Raw genomic sequence first — 18087 nt, forward strand, 5'->3', positions numbered from 1 at the left:
AATCATTTGCGGGCAAAATGCGGGGAAAGCTCGCGTTTTTGCGCTGAAAAAGCCGCGATTCAGGCAATAAAAAACCCGCCGAAGCGGGTTTTTTGAGCCAATTGTAACTGCCGAAGCAGCCAGCAATTAACGCTTGGAGAACTGTGGACGACGGCGTGCTTTACGCAGACCGACTTTCTTACGTTCAACCTGACGCGCGTCACGGGTAACGAAGCCCGCTCTACGCAGTTCAGAACGCAGAGACTCGTCGTATTCCATCAGAGCGCGGGTGATACCGTGACGGATCGCACCAGCCTGACCAGAAATACCACCACCTTTAACGGTGATGTACAGGTCCAGTTTACCAACCATATCAACCAGCTCCAGCGGCTGACGCACGACCATGCGTGCAGTCTCACGACCGAAGTACTGCTCCAGAGAGCGCTGGTTAATTACGATGTTACCGCTACCCGGCTTGATAAAGACGCGAGCGGCAGACCTTTTACGGCGACCAGTGCCGTAGTTTTGAGTTTCAGCCATTGCCTATAATCCCGATTAAATGTCAAGAACTTGCGGTTGCTGCGCCGCGTGGTTGTGCTCGTTACCTGCGTAAACTTTCAGTTTACGGTACATAGCACGACCCAGTGGGCCTTTTGGCAGCATGCCTTTAACCGCGATTTCAATCACACGCTCAGGACGGCGTTCGATCATCTCTGCAAAGGTCGCTTGCTTGATACCACCGATGTGGCCAGTGTGGTGATAATAAATCTTGTCGTTACGCTTGTTGCCGGTTACAGCAACTTTATCAGCGTTCAGAACGATGATGTAATCACCGGTATCAACGTACGGAGTGTATTCCGCTTTATGCTTACCACGCAGACGGCGCGCCAGTTCAGTCGCCAGGCGACCCAAGGTTTTGCCAGTTGCGTCAACAACATACCAGTCACGCTGTACGGTTTCTGGTTTAGCTGTAAAAGTTTTCATTAAAAAGCTTACCCAAATAAAAGTTACACGTTGGTGAAATCCCAAACGCTAAGTTAACGATTGAGGCTCACACGACCAATTCGCCCAGCAAGCCCACCCCCTCAGGTAGAGTTACCAGATCACACAGTTTTCCGGGAAAAGAAAGCCTGTGCTGTAACGTGGGGTCGCAAAATTATAGAGAAGTCGAATCTAAAGATCGACTCTTTTTGCGCCCGAAACGGTGATTTCTGTTTGCCCCTCAGGGCAGGTGCGGCAGGCGAAGATACTCCTCGCTCTGCATCTCCTGCAGGCGCGACAGACAGCGCTGATATTCGAATTTCAGCCGCGTGCCCTGATAGATTTCAAACAGCGAGGTTTCTGCCGCAACCACCAGTTTGACGTGACGCTCGTAGAACTCATCCACTAGCGCGAGGAACCGCCGCGCCTGGTCTTCCGTTTTGTAGATCATCACCGGCACATCGTACAGCAGCACGCTGTGGAAGCGGCGCGACAGCTCAATGTAATCGTGCTGGCTGCGCCCTTCACCGCACAACGCGAGGAAGTTGATAGCCAGTACGCCTTCATGAACGCCGAGCGTCGGCAGCTGGCGATGGTTAATCTCCAGCACCGGCGCGTCGCCGCGCGGTTTACCGGACAGCGCGCTGAACATGCGCTCCATCTCCGCGTGCGTCGCGTCGTTAAGCGGGAAATTCCACAGATTGGCCGATGTCAGGGTGCGCAGGCGATAATCAATGCCGGCATCGACATTCATCACATCGCAGTGGCGCTTAATCTGCTCGATAGCCGGCAGAAAACGCGCCCGCTGCAGGCCGTTGCGGTACAGCTCATCCGGCGGAATGTTGGAGGTCGCCACCAGCGTAATGCCGCGGGCAAACAGCGCTTCCATCAGCGTACCAAGCAGCATTGCGTCGGTAATGTCGGAGACGAAAAACTCGTCGAAACAGAGAATATCGGTTTCCGCTTTGAAACGGTCAGCGACAATCAGCAGCGGGTCGCTGTGGCCCTGCAGCTGCGTTAACTCTTCGTGCACGCGCAGCATGAAACGATGGAAATGCAGACGCAGTTTGCGATCGCTAGGAATAGACTGAAAAAACAGATCCATTACCCAGGTTTTACCGCGTCCGACGCCGCCCCACATATACAGGCCACGCACCGGCGCTTCATGGCTCTCCGGCGCTTTATTCATCAGCTTTGATAAGTGGCCAAACAGCCCTTTAGATGTCGGCTGCGGCGGCTGCTGACAAGCAATTAGGCCTTGCTGAATGCGATCTAAACGGGTGATGGCGTCACGTTGTACATCGTCCGGACGAAACTCGCCCTGCGACAGCGCCTGCTCATAGCGCGCAAGCGGAGATGAGGTTTGCATGGTTCGATCAGAATCCCTGAAAAAGTCCGATTCACGTGTCGGTTGTCGAAAATTAGGCCGCTCTAAACTAAGCGATACAGCCCGAGGATTCCACTTCCGATGGATTAACGGGTATAGTGGCTACTATTGAAGTTGAAACAGAAGCAATGCCCTACGAAGCAACGGAAATTACACGGGAGTCATTATGACCTGGGAATACGGGCTGATTGGTTTAGTGATTGGCATTATTGTCGGCGCGGTAGCGATGCGTTTTGGCAACAAAAAGCTGCGTGAGCAGCGCAGCATGCAGTACGAACTGGAAAAATCCAAAGCGGAGCTGGCGGATTACCGCGAAGAGCTAACCAACCACTTTGCGCGCAGCGCAGAGTTGCTGGACAACATGGCGCGCGACTATCGCCAGTTGTATCAGCACATGGCGAAAGGGTCGAATGACCTGCTGCCAAATCTGCCGGGCGAGAAAAACCCGTTTGCTTACCAGCTGACAGAAGCCGAGGCCGATAACGACCAGGCGCCGGTGCAGATCCCGCGCGACTACTCTGAAGGCGCATCGGGCCTGCTGCGCAGCGGCGAACGCACCACCCGCAGTTAATCCTTTTGGGGCACAGCATGGCTGTGCCCTTTTTGTTTTCCGAACGCTTATTACCAATAACTGTCACACTTCTTTTATCCCCCTTTTCGCAGCGAGAGCGTCATAGCAATGAAAAAACCAGCACGACTGTTAAGCGCATTAGCCTTGAGCATTGGGATGAGTCTGGCGGCTACGCCGGGTGCTATGGCCACGTTGCCGGCACAGATTCAGGGACAAGCACTGCCAAGCCTGGCACCGATGCTGGAAAAAGTGCTGCCCGCGGTGGTCAGCGTGCATGTCGAGGGCACCGACAGCGGTCAGCAGGGCCAGGATATTCCCGAGCCGCTGAAGCGCTTCTTTGGCCAGGCGCCCGGGCAGTCTCAGCCACAGCCGTTTGAAGGACTGGGTTCCGGCGTCATCATTGACGCAGCCAAAGGCTACATTCTGACCAACAATCACGTGGTAAACGGTGCGGATAAAATCAGCGTGCAGCTGAGCGATGGCAACGAATATGACGCAAAGCTGATTGGTCATGACGAGCAAACCGACATCGCGCTGATTCAGGTAGAAGGCGCAAAAAACCTCACGCAGGTGAAAATTGCTGATTCTGACGCGCTGAAAGTGGGTAATTTTGCCGTGGCGATCGGCAACCCGTTCGGCCTCGGCCAGACGGCGACGTCCGGCATAATCTCGGCGCTGGGCCGCAGCGGGCTGAATCTGGAAGGACTGGAGAACTTTATTCAGACCGATGCCGCCATCAACCGTGGCAACTCCGGCGGCGCGCTGGTGAACCTCAACGGCGAGCTGATCGGCATTAACACCGCCATTCTGGCGTCGAGCGGCGGCAACATTGGTATTGGCTTTGCCATCCCCAGCAACATGGCGATGAACCTAGCTCAGCAGCTGATTCAGTTCGGCGAAGTGAAGCGCGGACAGCTCGGTATCAAAGGAACAGAAATGACCGCCGATATCGCTAAAGCGTTTAACGTCGATGCGCAGCGCGGGGCATTTGTCTCTGAAGTGCTGCCGAAGTCGGCGGCGGAACAGGCAGGCATCAAAGCGGGCGACATCATCACCGCCATTAACGATAAGCTGATCACCAGCTTTGCCGAGCTGCGGGTGAAAGTCGGCACTACGCCGCCAGGCCAGCAGGTGAAAATCGGTCTGCTGCGCGATGGCAAACCGCTGACGGTGACCGTAACGCTGGAACAGAGCGCGCAGAGCACCGCCAGCGCCCAGCTGATGTCGCCGGCGCTGCAGGGCGCCACGCTCAGTGACGGCAATACCAAAGCCGGCGATAAAGGGGTCAAAGTCGATACCATCGAAAAAGGCACGCCGGCAGAACAGGTTGGCCTGCAGAAAGACGATGTGATTGTCGGCGTCAACCGTACGCGGGTGCAGAGCCTCGCCGAGATGCGCAAAGTGCTGGAGGGCAAACCGTCGGTACTGGCGCTGAACGTGGTGCGCGGCGACGAGAGTATTTACCTGCTTCTGCAATAATCCTCGCAACGGGCGGACAAGCAGGTGTTTGTCCGCCCTTCTCGTGCTATTCTGCCCTGCGATCAACTCTTGCCTGAAATAACACCATGTTTCTTAAACTTTTACGTTCTGTGGTGATGGGCCTGATCGTGGCAGGTTTACTGCTTGTCGCGATCCCGGCGCTGCGAATGGGCAGCAACGTCACCTTTGATCACGACAGCAGCGCCGATGAAGCGCCCTTCAGTTTCAATCAGGGCGTGCGACGTGCTGTGCCGGCGGTGGTCAACGTCTATAACCGCAGCGCGCACGGTAACAATAATCGCGGCATTACCACGCTCGGTTCCGGCGTCATCATGAACGCGAAAGGCTACATCCTTACCAACAAACATGTCATCAATAACGCTGACCAGATTATCGTCGCGCTGCAGGACGGACGCTTTTTTGAAGCGACGCTGGTGGGCTCCGACGCCATGACCGATCTGGCGGTGTTAAAAATCAGCGCCTCCAACCTGCCGGTAATCCCGATTAACGCCAAACGTGTCGCGCATATCGGTGATGTGGTGATGGCGATTGGCAACCCGTACAACCTCGGCCAGACGGTCACCCAGGGCATCATCAGCGCCACCGGTCGCATCGGTCTGAGCTCCTCCGGTCGGCAGAACTTCCTGCAAACCGATGCCTCAATCAACCAGGGTAACTCCGGCGGCGCGCTGATCAACTCGCTGGGCGAGCTGATGGGCATCAACACGCTGACCTTCGACAAAAGCAACGACGGCGAAACCCCGGAAGGCATTGGTTTTGCCATTCCTACCGCGCTGGCGACCAAAATCATGGATAAGCTGATTCGCGATGGCCGGGTGATCCGCGGTTATATCGGTATTACCGGGCGCGAGCTGCCGCCGCTGCACGGCCAGGGCAGCAACCTTGATCGGGTGCAGGGTATTATTGTCAGCGAAGTGACGCCGGGCGGTCCGGCGGATCGCGCCGGCATTCAGGCCAACAATGTCCTGCTGCAGGTGAACGGTAAGCCGGCGCTGTCCGCGCAGGAGACCATGGACCAGGTGGCAGAAATCCGCCCGGGATCGGTGATTGATGTGCAGGTGCTGCGCAATGAGCAGAAGATGACGCTGCCGGTTACCATTCAGGAGTTTCCGGAAGCGGCCAATAATACCTCGCCGTAAACGCACCCGGCCGCGGACAGCGCCATCGCTGAGCCGCGGCCGGGTGTGCAGAACCGCGGCGTAACTAGCTGCGATCGACCGGGAAAGCGATCACCTCACTGAGCGCATCGGCCTTCAGAGCCAGCATAATCAGGCGATCCACGCCCAGCGCCACGCCGGAACAGGCCGGCATGCCGTGCGCCAGCGCATCCAGCAGGTAAGTATCAATCGGATGCTGTGGCAAACCGCGCGCAGCGCGACGGCGATTATCCTGCTCAAAGCGCTGACGCTGTTCGCGGCTGTCGGTCAGTTCGCGGAAACCGTTGGCCAGCTCCACACCTTTGTAATAGACCTCAAAACGCTCTGCCACGCGGTGATCTTCGGTACTGATCTCCGCCAGCGCCGCCTGACTGGCGGGGAAGTGATAGACGAAGCACAGCTTATCGAGACCAATTTTCGGTTCTACGCCCAGCATAAACAGCAGCTGCAGCAGCGTGTCGCGATCGTCTTCGCGATTCGCCAGCTCGCCCTCACCCAGCTTTTCCGCCGCTTCGCGCAGCTGCGCCTTGTCCGCCGACAGCGGATCGATCTCCAGATGACGGATAAACGCCTGCTGATACGATAGCGATTCGGCGCTGTCACACTCCAGCACCTGCTGCAGCAGATCATCGACTTCGTTCATCAGCCGATACATGTCGTAGTGCGGCCGATACCACTCCAGCATGGTGAATTCCGGATTATGATGGCGCCCGGCCTCTTCATTACGGAAGCAGCGCCCCATCTGATAAATCGGGCCGCTGCCCGCCGCCAGCAGGCGCTTCATGTGATATTCCGGACTGGTCATCAGCCACAGATCGCGCCCGTCTGCCGCGCCAGGTCCGACGAAGCGCGTCTGGAATGGCACCAAGTGGATGTCGGTGATCGTCGCCTGGCTCATGGCGGGCGTATCCACTTCCAGTACGCCGCGATCGGCAAAGAAACGCCGGATTTCCGCCAGGATGGCGGCGCGTTTCAACAAATTGGCAATGGGTGCGCTCGGCTGCCAGCTTGCCGTTTCGCTCATGGTGATGACTCCTTATACAGACAAGGGGAGGAAGTCTACCCGTATTGCTGACGGCAAACAACGGCACCGCCGTCGCGGCAGGCAGTTTCAGAAATCACAGGCGCTGGCAGGACAAAAAGAGGAAGAGAAAGCCGGTACGAAAGCAGGTTTCGCACCGGTTTTAGTTACTGCGCGCTGCGCTGAATTGCCTGACCGCCCGCTTCAACATCTTCGCCTACGCCACGCGTGGTGTTACAGGCTGAAAGCAGCGAGGAAAGCACCAGTACCGGGAAAATCGCGACAATACTTTTCTTTAACATAGCCATATCCTTGTTGGTTGCAGTAAAAGTACAGCTTTTAAAGCATAGACCGGATACGCCATGATGGCGGTTAAGCCGCTGAAAAAAGACGCGGTGCGGGGAAGAGCGCGGGAATAAAAAAGACGCATCGATGATGCGCCTGATTTGACGATTATTTTACGCGGGAAACGTATTCGCCAGAGCGGGTGTCCACTTTTACCACTTCGCCAATCTGTACGAACAGTGGCACTTTGATCACTGCGCCGGTAGACAGCGTCGCTGGCTTGCCGCCGGTACCGGCAGTATCACCTTTCAGACCTGGGTCAGTTTCAGTGATTTCTGCTTCGATGAAGTTCGGTGGCTGAACGGCGATCGGTTTATCGTTCCACAGGGTTACGATACACTCGGCGTTGTCCTGCAGCCATTTGGTCACGTCGTCCAGCACCTTGGCTTCAACCTGATACTGTTCGAAGGTTTCCGGGTGCATGAAGTAGAAGAAGTCACCGTCGTTGTAGGAGTACTGCAGCGTCATGTCACGCACGTCTGCGCCTTCGGCGGAGTCGGTAGACTTGAAGGTTTTCTCAACGCGTGAACTGGTCAGCAGACGACGCATTTTAACACGTGCAAACGCCTGGCCTTTACCCGGCTTAACGAATTCACTGGATTCAATGGCATACGGTTCGCCTTCAAACATGATTTTAAGACCGGCACGAAAATCGTTGCTAAGATAAGTCGCCATAAAGGCCCTCTGTAGATATTAACTGGTAATAGCCAAAAAAATGGCACACATTGTAACCCTAAATTCCCCCGTCAGAGAAGATTGGTTGCAGCAACTTGCTGATGTTGTCACCGATCCTGCTGAATTACTGCAACTTTTAGCGCTCGAAAACCACGCGGAACTGGCAGCCGGGAGCGAGGCACGCCGTCTGTTCGCCCTGCGCGTACCGCGCGCCTTTATTCAGCGCATGCAGCGCGGCAATGCGCAGGACCCGCTGCTGCTGCAGGTACTGACCAGTCGTCAGGAGTTTACCGATGCGCCGGGCTACAGCACCGATCCGCTCGATGAGCAGAGCAGCGTGGTGCCGGGCTTACTGCATAAGTATAAAAACCGCGCAATGCTGCTGGTCAAGGGCGGCTGCGCGGTGAACTGTCGCTACTGCTTCCGCCGGCATTTTCCCTATCAGGATAATCAGGGCAACAAGCGCAACTGGCAGGCGGCGATTGATTACATTGCCGCCCATCCCGAGCTGGACGAGATCATCTTCTCAGGCGGCGATCCGCTGATGGCGAAAGATCAGGAGCTGGCGTGGCTGATTGGTGCACTGGAAAACATTCCGCACCTGAAACGCCTGCGCATTCACAGCCGGCTGCCGGTAGTGATTCCGGCGCGCATTACCGAAGGGCTATGCCAGCTGCTGGCGGATACGCGTCTGCAGGTGCTGCTGGTCAGCCACATCAACCACGCGCAGGAGATTGACGAGGCGCTGCGCGAACGCATGCAGAGGCTGAAGCGCGCCGGCGTCACCCTGCTAAATCAGAGCGTGCTGCTGCGCGGCGTTAATGACGATGCGCAGACTCTGGCACAGCTCAGCAATGCGCTGTTTGATGCCGGCATCCTGCCCTACTATTTACATGTGCTGGATAAGGTGCAGGGTGCGGCGCACTTCTTTGTGCCGGATGAGCAGGCGCGGGCGCTGGTGCGGCAGCTGCTGACCATGGTGTCAGGCTATATGGTGCCAAAGCTGGCGCGAGAAATTGGCGGTGAGCCGAGCAAAACGCCGCTGGATCTGCAGCTGCGTCAGGAGTGACGTTCCCTGCCAGCTGTCCGGTGCGCATGAATGTGCACCCTACAGTATTTTCGCGGCGGCGCCATCACCGTAGGGTCGCCATTGATGGCGACCGCGCAGGGACTGAACTCAAAAACAAAAAAGCCGCTCCCGCGGCTTTTTTATTGCTGCTCTACCATTACGTGCACTTATACACCTGACCCGACATTTTGCTGTCGAGCGGGGCAAAGGCAGACAGCAGATTCTGCGTCGGGCTGGTGGCACCATAAATCACGTTGCCGCCCATCTCTGCTGCACGGTTACGCAGGTCGTTGGCCGCACCGCGCAGTGAACTGCCTTCACCGCCTGAGCCGGTCAGCCAGTTGCTCTGCGAGCCGGTAACATTGCCCAGCAGCTGACATTGGCTGCCTGGCTGTTGATCAACAAAGGTGACACGTTCGCCGGCGGCACTCAGTTGGTTGGAGGTGCTACAGCCCGCCAGCAGTAAGGTACCGACTGCCAGTCCGAGCGAGAGGTTAATCCGCATTATAATCCCCATTTATTATCATCAGTGTCGGGCGGCAGCGTAGCAGAAAAGCACACATTTTTTCTGGACATTCATTACCCTAAACCCGCAAAGCCGAAGTATTGCGCCCTTGCTTATACCTTGTTCGCCGGCAAAAGAAAACCCCCGACCGTTTCCGATCGGGGGTTTCTCAACAGCTCAGACGTTCAGGGCAATTACATCATGCCGCCCATACCGCCCATACCACCAGCGCCAGCACCTAAGTCAGGTGCGTCGCCTTTCGGCAGGTCGGTGACCATCGCTTCGGTGGTGATCATCAGACCGGCCACAGAAGACGCGTACTGCAGCGCAGAACGGGTCACTTTGGTTGGATCCAGGATACCGAAGTCGATCATGTTGCCGTACTCTTCGGTCTGCGCGTTGTAACCGTAGTTACCGTCGCCGGCTTTCACGTTGTTAGCAACCACGGATGGCTCTTCACCGGCGTTAGAAACGATCTGACGCAGTGGCGCTTCCATCGCACGCAGAGCAACCTTAATACCGACGTTCTGGTCTTCGTTCTGCCCCTTCAGGCCAGAAGCTGCGATTTTCGCCGCAACACGCACCAGCGCAACACCACCACCGGCAACCACGCCTTCTTCAACCGCAGCACGGGTAGCGTGCAGGGCATCTTCAACGCGTGCTTTCTTCTCTTTCATTTCAACTTCAGTCGCTGCGCCTACTTTCAGTACGGCCACACCGCCTGCCAGTTTTGCAACGCGCTCCTGCAGTTTCTCTTTGTCGTAGTCAGACGTCGCTTCTTCGATCTGCTGACGGATCTGCGTCACACGACCAGATATTGCGCCCTGATCGCCCACACCATCGATGATGGTGGTGGTGTCTTTGTTGATCACCACGCGTTTTGCCTGACCCAGGTCTTCCAGCGTCGCTTTTTCCAGCTCCATACCGATCTCTTCAGAGATCACGGTACCGCCGGTCAGGATAGCAATATCCTGCAGCATCGCTTTACGACGGTCGCCGAAGCCCGGTGCTTTCACCGCAGCCACTTTCACGATACCGCGCATGGTGTTCACCACCAGCGTAGCCAGCGCTTCGCCTTCCACGTCTTCTGCGATGATCAGCAGTGGTTTGCCGGCTTTCGCCACAGCTTCCAGCACTGGCAGCATTTCGCGGATGTTAGAGATTTTCCTGTCAGCCAGCAGGATGAATGGGCTTTCCAGCTCGACTGCACCGGTTTCTGGCTTGTTGATGAAGTACGGAGACAGGTAGCCACGGTCGAACTGCATACCTTCAACCACGTCCAGCTCGTCCTGCAGACCGGTACCTTCTTCAACGGTGATTACGCCTTCTTTACCCACTTTGTCCATTGCCTGAGCGATCAGGGTTCCGACGCTTTCATCGGAGTTGGCAGAAATGGTACCTACCTGCGCGATAGCGCGGGAATCCTGGCATGGTACAGACAGGGTTTTCAGCTCTTCAACGGCAGCCGCAACGGCTTTATCGATACCGCGCTTCAGATCCATTGGGTTTATGCCCGCCACGACGGCTTTCAGGCCTTCGTTGACGATAGCCTGTGCCAGAACGGTGGCGGTGGTGGTGCCGTCGCCTGCTGCGTCGTTGGCTTTAGAAGCGACTTCTTTCACCATCTGCGCACCCATGTTTTCGAACTTGTCTTCCAGCTCGATTTCACGTGCCACAGAAACACCATCTTTAGTGATGGTCGGTGCACCAAAAGATTTATCCAGAACCACGTTACGGCCTTTCGGGCCCAGGGTAACTTTTACTGCATCTGCCAGTACGTTCACGCCACGCAGCATTTTTACGCGTGCGTCATTACCGAATTTTACGTCTTTAGCTGCCATTTCAAATATCCCTTAAATTCGTTTCGTTTAGTGAATTACGCGTAAATTACGCTTCAACAATCGCCAGAATGTCGCTTTCAGAGATGATCAGAACTTCTTCGTTGTCGATTTTCTCAGTCTTGGCACCGTAGCCTTCGCTGAAAATCACCAGATCACCCACTTTCACGTCCAGCGGCTTCACGTCGCCGTTTTCCAGGATGCGGCCATTGCCAACAGCCAGTACTTCACCGCGGGTTGATTTGCCTGCTGCAGAGCCGGTCAGAACGATACCGCCAGCAGATTTGGCTTCAACTTCTTTACGCTTGACGATAACGCGATCGTGCAACGGACGAATTTTCATTTGATAGCTCTCCTTTGAGAAGTCCAATCATTCATTTTTGGGTTGAACGCCGGGCTTGAGGGTTCCGGCCTCGTGGAAAGAGATAGGGGCAGAAAAGGGGCTTTCAAGGGGCAAAACAGAAATTTTTTTACTTTAATGCAACTGACTAAAATTTGTACATCGGTGCGTCGCTTCGCTATCTTAATAATGAGACCATTCCTGTCGCCTTTAGTCTGCACTGACTTCAAAGGCACAAATTATGACGACGACTCAGCAGAACGCTGCCGATTATCTGGCACAAATATCACGCAAAAACACCAAGCAAGCCCGCATCTTATTTTTTGACCGGGAAGCCTTCGCTGATAACAGCAAATACCTGTATCTGCACATGCTGAAACACTATCCACAATTCGAGATTGTCTAGTGCAGCTATACACCCAGCGTGATTAACGATCTTAAGAGAGCGGGCCTGCCATATCATGATATCAATCATGCCACACCTGAAACCCTGTCATTACTGCTGGAAGCCGCTATCGCCATATTTTGTGTCAACCCCAAGCAAAGTCTTGGCGCTCAGCCAATTTATGCGGCATGCCTTGAAATGCCAGAGGAGATGACAGGCGCAATGCTTCCACCTGCAGCACAGCAGGCGATGCAGCAACCGGGGCGAAAAATATTCCTCGCGCCAACGTGGCAGCGCAACAAAGCCACCAGTCTTACCAGCAGCAGCTTTATGCTGAAACTAATGCGCTACGCCCTGCATCACGACATTAACGTCTTCTTTAAGACTCATCCTTACCATAAGGGTGACAATGTGTTTGCCAGCGGAAAAGTGGCAAACCTGCACAGCCTGCCCATGGAACTTGATATCTATCCATGGCTAAACCATTTCGATGTGCTGATTACGGATTATTCCTCAATCATGTTTGATTACCTGCTGACAGGAAAACCCGTTTTGACGCTGGACATTCCGGCTGGCAAGCATCACAACTTCGAACCGGATTATCGGCTGGTTCCCGGCAACGATAACTGGCGCTATCGCTTTACACCGGACAGTCTGGTGGAAGTATTGCATTCAGCGCTGCATCAGGATGATAAACAATTTGCGCGACAGGAGAATGATGGCGCAAATTTTTGCCTGTGACAGCAGCTAGGCCAATGCAGACCTGGCGTATAAAGTCGCAAAAATGCTGGAAGAAAGGTGCCAGAGCCCTCAACTGCAGGTGTTTTAAATCAACGGTCGTGGCGATCGTGGTGTTCAATACGGTCTTGATCTTTGCGCTCAAACTCGCCGTCCATGGTGACGCCGCTGTCCGGGCCCTGCCCCGGGCCGCGCCATACGCGCAGGTGCGGCATCAGCTTCAGCGTCAGGTGCTTCTGCACGGGCGGCAGCAACAGTAGCAGGCCGAGGAAATCGGTAAAGAAGCCCGGCAGCAGCAGCAGAAAACCGGCGATGATCAGCGACACGCTTTTGATCATCTCCGCCGCCGGGCTCTCGTTACGCGCCAGCTTCTCCTGCATCAGCATAAAGTTCTTCATGCCCTGATTTTTCACCAGCGACACACCAATGCACGAGGTAAAAATCACCAGCAGCATGGTCAGCAGCACGCCGAGCGCGTGCGCCACCTGGATGAAAATCGAGATCTCAATCCAGGCCAGAACAAAAAAAATCACCAACGGTAACCAGCGCACCGATATCTCCTGTGAGTCGCGCCGCCGCGCAGCGTGCGGGGCAGCCAATATGGGGCTCAGCATGACCATAATGTATGAGATGGGCATGCGGCCGGAGAAATTCAACCGCCGCTGTCAAATTTATGCCACTGACTTAAAATTGCGAAGTACATCACATATCGTTATTACCGCTGGGCCAGCAAATGTCCGTAAAGTGATCTGTGCACAAGCATTTCTGCAGTGACAGAATATGATCGTGCTCGCCAGTCCGAAGATGGATAAAATTTCGGCACTGGTATTCCACGACAATATAATTGCTTCACCTGCACGTTATTCGCCGCCTATCCATTCCGGATGCCCGGCAGTAACACAGCAGCAATAATAAGAAGGTAATCATGGCGAACAACATTCGTATCGAAGAAGACCTGTTAGGCATGCGTGAAGTTCCGGCAGATGCCTATTACGGTGTTCATACTCTGCGTGCGATTGAGAACTTCTATATCAGTAACAGTAAAATCAGCGACATCCCTGAGTTTGTTCGCGGCATGGTGATGGTGAAAAAAGCCGCCGCGCTCGCCAACAAAGAGCTGCAAACCATCCCCCGCCACATCGCCAACACCATCATTCAGGCCTGTGATGAAGTGCTGAACAACGGTAAGTGCATGGACCAGTTCCCGGTTGATGTCTATCAGGGCGGCGCGGGCACCTCGGTCAACATGAACACCAACGAGGTGCTGGCTAACATCGGTCTGGAGCTGATAGGTCACCAGAAAGGTGAATATCAGTACCTCAACCCGAACGATCACGTGAATAAGTGTCAGTCCACTAACGACGCTTATCCTACCGGTTTCCGCATTGCGGTTTACGCCTCGATCCTCAAACTGCTCGACGCGATTGGCCAGCTGAGCGAAGGTTTTCAGCGCAAAGCAGTTGAGTTTGAAAACATCCTGAAGATGGGCCGCACCCAGCTGCAGGACGCGGTGCCGATGTCACTCGGTCAGGAGTTCCACGCGTTTAACGTACTGCTGAACGAAGAGACGCGCAGCATTCTGCGCACCGCCGAACTGCTGCTGGAGGTTAACCTCGGCGCCACGGCGATCGGTACCCGCCTCAACACGCCGGACGGCTACCAGCAGCTGGCGGTACAGCGCCTGGCGGAAGTCAGCAACCTGCCGGTGGTGCCCGCCGAAGATCTGATTGAAGCCACCTCAGACTGTGGCGCTTACGTAATGGTGCACTCAGCGCTGAAGCGCCTGGCCGTGAAACTGTCGAAAATCTGTAACGACCTGCGCCTGCTGTCATCCGGTCCGCGCGCCGGCCTGAACGAAATCAACCTGCCGGAACTGCAGGCCGGTTCTTCGATCATGCCAGCGAAAGTTAACCCGGTAGTACCGGAAGTGGTCAATCAGGTGTGCTTTAAAGTGATTGGTAACGACACCACGGTGACCATGGCTTCTGAAGCCGGTCAGCTGCAGCTCAACGTGATGGAACCGGTGATTGGCCAAGCGCTGTTTGAGTCGATCAGCATCCTGACCAACGCCTGCTACAACCTGCTGGAAAAATGCGTTAACGGCATCACCGCCAACAAAGCGGTATGTGAAGCCTACGTGTTCAACGCCATCGGTATCGTCACTTACCTCAACCCGTACATCGGCCATCACAACGGCGATATCGTCGGAAAAATTTGTGCTGAAACCGGTAAGAGCGTACGCGAAGTGGTGCTGGAACGCGGTCTGCTGACCGAAGCCAAGCTGGACGATATTTTCTCCATCCAGAACCTGATGCACCCGGAATACAAAGCCAAACGCTACACCGACGAAAACGAACAGTAATCCGTTCCGGATCAAGTCGTCTGAAGCACACCTGTATACAATACGGCGTGCTTTTTTATTTTGACGTCTATAACTAAAGTGGCTGCGTGTGGCGGCACTTCAGGGAATGAAACTATGGTAGTGGTGGAATTGCTCATCGTCCTGTTGGCGATCTGGCTGGGTGCGTGCCTCGGCGGCATCGGCATTGGCTTTGCCGGCGGTTTAGGCGTGCTGGTGCTGACGCTAGTTTGCGGCATGAAACCCGGCGCGATCCCTTTTGATGTCATCGAGATCATTATGGCGGTGATTGCGGCCATCGCCGCGATGCAGGTGGTTGGCGGCATGGATTATCTGGTCGGGCTGGCGGAACGCCTGCTGCGCCGCCATCCGCGCTATGTCACTTTCCTTGCGCCGCTGGTGACCTATGCAATGACGCTGCTCGCGGGTACCGGGCACACCGCTTTTTCAACTCTGCCGGTGATTGCGGAAGTGGCTAAGAAGCAAGGCGTACGCCCTTCGCGCCCGCTGTCGATAGCCGTAGTGGCGTCGCAAATCGCCATCACCGCCTCGCCGCTTTCGGCCGCGGTGGTATTTTTTGCCTCGATTCTTGAACCGCGCGGCGTCAGTTATCTGGCGCTGCTCGGCGTCGCGCTGCCTGCCACCATGCTGGCCATTTTCTGTGCCGCTGTGATTACCAACTTCCTCGGCAAAGAGCTCAAAGAAGATGACGTCTACCAGGCGCGTTTGGCGAAAGGTGAAGTGACGCTGCGCGGTGAGCAGGTTTATCACATCAAGCCGGGAGCCAAACGCGCGGTGCTGCTGTTCCTGATCGGTATTGCGGCGGTGGTGCTGTACGCGACGGCAATCAGCGACAGCGTGGGCCTGATCAGCAATCCGGTGCTGCCGCGTAACGAAGCCATTGTGGTGCTTATGCTGACGGTTGCCACGCTGATTTGCCTGACCTGCAAAGTGGAAACCGGTGAAATCTTCAGCGCCAGCACGTTTAAATCTGGCATGAGCGCCTGTATCTGCGTGATGGGCGTCGCCTGGCTGGGCGATACCTTTGTGAAGGCGCACCTGAGCGACATCCAGACGCTGGCCGGCGACATGCTGCAGAGCTATCCGTGGATGCTGGCGCTGGTGCTGTTCTTTGCTGCCACGCTGCTCTACTCGCAGGCGGCCACCACCAAAGCGCTGATGCCAGCGGCACTGATGCTCGGCGTATCGCCGCTGGCGGCTGTCGCCTCCTTCGCCGCGGTGTCCGCGCTGTTCGTTCTGCCCACCTACCCTACGTTGCTGGCCGCGGTTGAGATGGATGACACCGGCTCGACCCGCATTGGGAAGTACGTGTTCAACCACTCGTTTATCATTCCCGGCGTACTGGCGATTACCTTCTCGGTGGCGTTTGGCTTCCTGTTCGGCAGCCTGATTCTGTAGCGTCGTGGTTACATCCTGAAAACCTCGTGGCGCAGCGGCCGTGTTATTATGGCGGCACATTTGCCACCGGAGCTGATTAATTCGTCATGGCTGCTCGATTTTCCCGCCTGCTAAGCCTGTGCCTGGCGCTGCTTTTTTGCCTGTCGGCGCAGGCCAGCCTGTTCTCGCCCACTACCAACAACCGCTTTGTGCCGGTCGATCAGGCCTTTGGCTTTGATTTCAGCCAGCAGGGCCATCAGCTGACGCTGAGCTGGAAAGTGAAGGACGGCTATTACCTCTATCGCCAGCAATTCCATATCAGCGTGCAAAACGCGCAGCTGGCGCCGGTCACGCTGGCGCCGGGCCAGCCGCACGAAGATGAGTTTTACGGCAAGAGCGAAATCTATCCGCAGGACGTGCAGCTATCGATCACCCTGCGCCAGGCCGATGCCGGTGCAACGCTCAGCGTGACCTATCAGGGCTGCGCCGCGGCCGGTTTCTGCTATCTGCCGGAGACCCGCTCGGTGCCGCTGACGGCGATTGCTGCCGATAGCGCCGCGCCGGCAATGGCGGCATCACCGGCCGCTCTCAGCACGCCGCTGCCGTTTTCGCCGCTGTGGGCGCTGCTGATTGGCATCGGCGTGGCCTTTACGCCGTGCGTGCTGCCCATGTATCCGCTGATCTCCGGCATCATTCTTGGCGGCCAGCGCCGCTACTCGCTGGGCCGGCTGTTCACCCTCGCACTGGTCTACGTGCAGGGCATGGCGCTGACTTACACCCTGCTCGGTATGGTGGTGGCAGCGGCGGGGCTGCGTTTCCAGGCTGCGCTGCAGCATCCTTACGTGTTGATCGGCCTCTTCGTGCTGTTTGTGCTGCTGGCGCTGTCGATGTTTGGCCTGTTTACGCTGCAGCTGCCTGCCAGCATCCAGACGCGTCTGACGCTGTGGAGCAACCGTCAGCAAGGTGGGTCGCTGGCGGGCGTGTTTATGATGGGCGCACTGGCTGGGCTAATCTGCTCACCCTGTACCACCGCGCCACTCAGCGCCATCCTGCTGTATATCGCGCAGAGCGGTAATCTGTGGGCCGGTGCCAGTACGCTGTGGCTGTACGCCTTCGGCATGGGACTGCCGCTGATTGCTGTAACGATGTTCGGCAACCGGCTGCTGCCGAAAAGCGGTCCGTGGATGCAGAGCGTGAAAGAGGGTTTTGGCTTTGTGATTCTGGCGCTACCGGTGTTTCTGCTGGAGCGCGTGCTGGGCGATATCTGGGGACTGCGGCTGTGGAGCCTGCTCGGCGTGGCGTTTTTTGCCTGGGCGTTCAGCCTGAGTCTCAGCGCGCGCGGTACAGCGCGCGTGCTGCCGATCATCATGCTGGCGGCCGCGCTGGTGGTGGCGCGCCCGCTGCAGGACTGGGCATTTGGCAGCAGCAGCACGCAAAGCGTCGCGCACCTGCCGTTTCAGCGCATCAGCAGCAGCCAGCAGCTGGATAGCGCATTACAGCAGGCGCAGGGCCGTATCACCATGGTCGATCTCTATGCCGACTGGTGCATGGCCTGCAAAGAGTTTGAAAAATACACCTTCAGCGATGACGGCGTGCGCAGCGCCCTGAGCAACGTGCAGCTGCTGCAGGCTAACGTTACGGCCAATAACACGCAGGATAACGCGCTGCTGCAGCATCTGCAGGTGCTTGGCCTGCCGACCATCCTGTTCTTCGACGCGCAGGGCAAAGAGATTGCCGATTCACGCGTCACCGGCTTCCTTAACGCCGCGGATTTCCGCGCCCATTTGCACAATCTGCCGCGTTAAACGAAACTGGTTGCACGACACTGCCCGAGCGCAC

General features: G+C 56.2%; 19 protein-coding genes. 9 read left to right on the forward strand and 10 right to left on the reverse strand.

Going from position 1 to position 18087, the window contains the following annotated elements:
• Positions 1–126 precede the first annotated feature (126 nt).
• From rpsI to zapE, 3 genes are all read right to left on the reverse strand, one after another.
• A complete protein-coding gene (gene rpsI / locus AC6I8M_RS19075) occupies positions 127–519 on the reverse strand; it encodes a 30S ribosomal protein S9 (protein ID WP_010618262.1) in 393 nt (130 codons plus the stop codon).
• A gap of 15 nt (positions 520–534) precedes the next feature.
• On the reverse strand, positions 535–963 hold the full coding sequence (rplM, locus tag AC6I8M_RS19080; protein WP_010618263.1) for a 50S ribosomal protein L13: 429 nt from the start codon (positions 961–963) through the stop codon (positions 535–537).
• A gap of 238 nt (positions 964–1201) precedes the next feature.
• A complete protein-coding gene (zapE, locus tag AC6I8M_RS19085) occupies positions 1202–2329 on the reverse strand; it encodes a cell division protein ZapE (RefSeq protein ID WP_010618264.1) in 1128 nt (375 codons plus the stop codon).
• A 184-nt stretch (positions 2330–2513) separates the two neighbouring features.
• On the opposite strand from zapE, the gene zapG reads away from it, so the two are divergent.
• The 3 genes from zapG to degS all read left to right on the forward strand — a co-directional run bounded on the left by zapG (position 2514) and on the right by degS (position 5557).
• Positions 2514–2918: a Z-ring associated protein ZapG gene (zapG, locus tag AC6I8M_RS19090; protein WP_021507757.1), complete on the forward strand. Its 405-nt coding sequence runs from the start codon at positions 2514–2516 to the stop codon at positions 2916–2918.
• A 108-nt stretch (positions 2919–3026) separates the two neighbouring features.
• Positions 3027–4397, forward strand: a complete 1371-nt coding sequence (gene degQ / locus AC6I8M_RS19095) for a serine endoprotease DegQ (RefSeq protein WP_010618266.1) — start codon at positions 3027–3029, stop codon at positions 4395–4397.
• Positions 4398–4483: 86 nt separating this feature from the next.
• Complete coding sequence (gene degS, locus AC6I8M_RS19100) at positions 4484–5557, forward strand: outer membrane-stress sensor serine endopeptidase DegS (RefSeq protein WP_058948740.1); 1074 nt, start codon at positions 4484–4486, stop codon at positions 5555–5557.
• Positions 5558–5621: 64 nt separating this feature from the next.
• Here the strand turns inward: degS and epmA are convergent, their stop codons facing one another.
• The 3 genes from epmA to efp all read right to left on the reverse strand — a co-directional run bounded on the left by epmA (position 5622) and on the right by efp (position 7616).
• On the reverse strand, positions 5622–6599 hold the full coding sequence (epmA, locus tag AC6I8M_RS19105) for an elongation factor P--(R)-beta-lysine ligase (protein ID WP_010616455.1): 978 nt from the start codon (positions 6597–6599) through the stop codon (positions 5622–5624).
• A gap of 164 nt (positions 6600–6763) precedes the next feature.
• Positions 6764–6898 carry an entericidin A/B family lipoprotein gene (locus AC6I8M_RS19110; RefSeq protein WP_010616456.1) on the reverse strand — a complete coding sequence of 45 codons (135 nt, stop codon included), beginning with the start codon at positions 6896–6898 and terminating at the stop codon, positions 6764–6766.
• A gap of 151 nt (positions 6899–7049) precedes the next feature.
• The gene (efp, locus tag AC6I8M_RS19115; RefSeq protein WP_010616457.1) at positions 7050–7616 is read right to left on the reverse strand and encodes an elongation factor P; all 567 of its coding nucleotides are present in this window, start codon (positions 7614–7616) and stop codon (positions 7050–7052) included.
• Between the two features lie 40 nt (positions 7617–7656).
• Between efp and epmB the strand changes: the two genes are divergently transcribed.
• On the forward strand, positions 7657–8685 hold the full coding sequence (gene epmB, locus AC6I8M_RS19120) for an EF-P beta-lysylation protein EpmB (protein WP_498013567.1): 1029 nt from the start codon (positions 7657–7659) through the stop codon (positions 8683–8685).
• Between the two features lie 157 nt (positions 8686–8842).
• On the opposite strand, the gene AC6I8M_RS19125 is transcribed toward epmB, so the two are convergent.
• From AC6I8M_RS19125 to AC6I8M_RS19135, 3 genes are all read right to left on the reverse strand, one after another.
• The gene (locus AC6I8M_RS19125) at positions 8843–9190 is read right to left on the reverse strand and encodes a DUF4156 domain-containing protein (protein WP_010616459.1); all 348 of its coding nucleotides are present in this window, start codon (positions 9188–9190) and stop codon (positions 8843–8845) included.
• Between the two features lie 194 nt (positions 9191–9384).
• A complete protein-coding gene (gene groL, locus AC6I8M_RS19130) occupies positions 9385–11031 on the reverse strand; it encodes a chaperonin GroEL (protein ID WP_010616460.1) in 1647 nt (548 codons plus the stop codon).
• A 46-nt stretch (positions 11032–11077) separates the two neighbouring features.
• On the reverse strand, positions 11078–11371 hold the full coding sequence (locus AC6I8M_RS19135; protein WP_021507766.1) for a co-chaperone GroES: 294 nt from the start codon (positions 11369–11371) through the stop codon (positions 11078–11080).
• A gap of 238 nt (positions 11372–11609) precedes the next feature.
• Between AC6I8M_RS19135 and AC6I8M_RS19140 the strand changes: the two genes are divergently transcribed.
• Both AC6I8M_RS19140 and AC6I8M_RS19145 read left to right on the forward strand, forming a co-directional pair.
• Positions 11610–11774, forward strand: a complete 165-nt coding sequence (locus AC6I8M_RS19140) for a hypothetical protein (RefSeq protein WP_010616462.1) — start codon at positions 11610–11612, stop codon at positions 11772–11774.
• Between the two features lie 18 nt (positions 11775–11792).
• Positions 11793–12494, forward strand: a complete 702-nt coding sequence (locus AC6I8M_RS19145) for a CDP-glycerol glycerophosphotransferase family protein (RefSeq protein ID WP_153005915.1) — start codon at positions 11793–11795, stop codon at positions 12492–12494.
• A gap of 89 nt (positions 12495–12583) precedes the next feature.
• Here the strand turns inward: AC6I8M_RS19145 and AC6I8M_RS19150 are convergent, their stop codons facing one another.
• The gene (locus AC6I8M_RS19150; protein ID WP_010616464.1) at positions 12584–13042 is read right to left on the reverse strand and encodes an FxsA family protein; all 459 of its coding nucleotides are present in this window, start codon (positions 13040–13042) and stop codon (positions 12584–12586) included.
• 374 nt (positions 13043–13416) lie between these two features.
• On the opposite strand from AC6I8M_RS19150, the gene aspA reads away from it, so the two are divergent.
• From aspA to AC6I8M_RS19165, 3 genes are all read left to right on the forward strand, one after another.
• A complete protein-coding gene (gene aspA, locus AC6I8M_RS19155) occupies positions 13417–14853 on the forward strand; it encodes an aspartate ammonia-lyase (protein ID WP_010616465.1) in 1437 nt (478 codons plus the stop codon).
• Positions 14854–14967: 114 nt separating this feature from the next.
• Positions 14968–16269: an anaerobic C4-dicarboxylate transporter gene (locus tag AC6I8M_RS19160; protein WP_498013568.1), complete on the forward strand. Its 1302-nt coding sequence runs from the start codon at positions 14968–14970 to the stop codon at positions 16267–16269.
• Positions 16270–16355: 86 nt separating this feature from the next.
• On the forward strand, positions 16356–18053 hold the full coding sequence (locus tag AC6I8M_RS19165) for a protein-disulfide reductase DsbD (protein ID WP_010616467.1): 1698 nt from the start codon (positions 16356–16358) through the stop codon (positions 18051–18053).
• The last annotated feature ends 34 nt before the right edge of the window (positions 18054–18087 follow it).

Source organism: Type-A symbiont of Plautia stali, from assembly GCF_059731155.1.

What these genes read in the sequence shown, in the direction of transcription:
- AC6I8M_RS19125 (WP_010616459.1), bottom strand. Translation starts at nt 9,190, where the DNA reads ATGCGGATTAACCTCTCGCTCGGACTGGCAGTCGGTACCTTACTGCTG.
- AC6I8M_RS19140 (WP_010616462.1), top strand. Translation starts at nt 11,610, where the DNA reads ATGACGACGACTCAGCAGAACGCTGCCGATTATCTGGCACAAATATCA.
- AC6I8M_RS19160 (WP_498013568.1), top strand. Translation starts at nt 14,968, where the DNA reads ATGGTAGTGGTGGAATTGCTCATCGTCCTGTTGGCGATCTGGCTGGGT.
- rpsI (WP_010618262.1), bottom strand. Translation starts at nt 519, where the DNA reads ATGGCTGAAACTCAAAACTACGGCACTGGTCGCCGTAAAAGGTCTGCC.
- AC6I8M_RS19110 (WP_010616456.1), bottom strand. Translation starts at nt 6,898, where the DNA reads ATGTTAAAGAAAAGTATTGTCGCGATTTTCCCGGTACTGGTGCTTTCC.
- groL (WP_010616460.1), bottom strand. Translation starts at nt 11,031, where the DNA reads ATGGCAGCTAAAGACGTAAAATTCGGTAATGACGCACGCGTAAAAATG.
- aspA (WP_010616465.1), top strand. Translation starts at nt 13,417, where the DNA reads ATGGCGAACAACATTCGTATCGAAGAAGACCTGTTAGGCATGCGTGAA.
- rplM (WP_010618263.1), bottom strand. Translation starts at nt 963, where the DNA reads ATGAAAACTTTTACAGCTAAACCAGAAACCGTACAGCGTGACTGGTAT.
- zapG (WP_021507757.1), top strand. Translation starts at nt 2,514, where the DNA reads ATGACCTGGGAATACGGGCTGATTGGTTTAGTGATTGGCATTATTGTC.
- degQ (WP_010618266.1), top strand. Translation starts at nt 3,027, where the DNA reads ATGAAAAAACCAGCACGACTGTTAAGCGCATTAGCCTTGAGCATTGGG.
- AC6I8M_RS19165 (WP_010616467.1), top strand. Translation starts at nt 16,356, where the DNA reads ATGGCTGCTCGATTTTCCCGCCTGCTAAGCCTGTGCCTGGCGCTGCTT.
- degS (WP_058948740.1), top strand. Translation starts at nt 4,484, where the DNA reads ATGTTTCTTAAACTTTTACGTTCTGTGGTGATGGGCCTGATCGTGGCA.
- AC6I8M_RS19135 (WP_021507766.1), bottom strand. Translation starts at nt 11,371, where the DNA reads ATGAAAATTCGTCCGTTGCACGATCGCGTTATCGTCAAGCGTAAAGAA.
- epmB (WP_498013567.1), top strand. Translation starts at nt 7,657, where the DNA reads ATGGCACACATTGTAACCCTAAATTCCCCCGTCAGAGAAGATTGGTTG.
- efp (WP_010616457.1), bottom strand. Translation starts at nt 7,616, where the DNA reads ATGGCGACTTATCTTAGCAACGATTTTCGTGCCGGTCTTAAAATCATG.
- epmA (WP_010616455.1), bottom strand. Translation starts at nt 6,599, where the DNA reads ATGAGCGAAACGGCAAGCTGGCAGCCGAGCGCACCCATTGCCAATTTG.
- zapE (WP_010618264.1), bottom strand. Translation starts at nt 2,329, where the DNA reads ATGCAAACCTCATCTCCGCTTGCGCGCTATGAGCAGGCGCTGTCGCAG.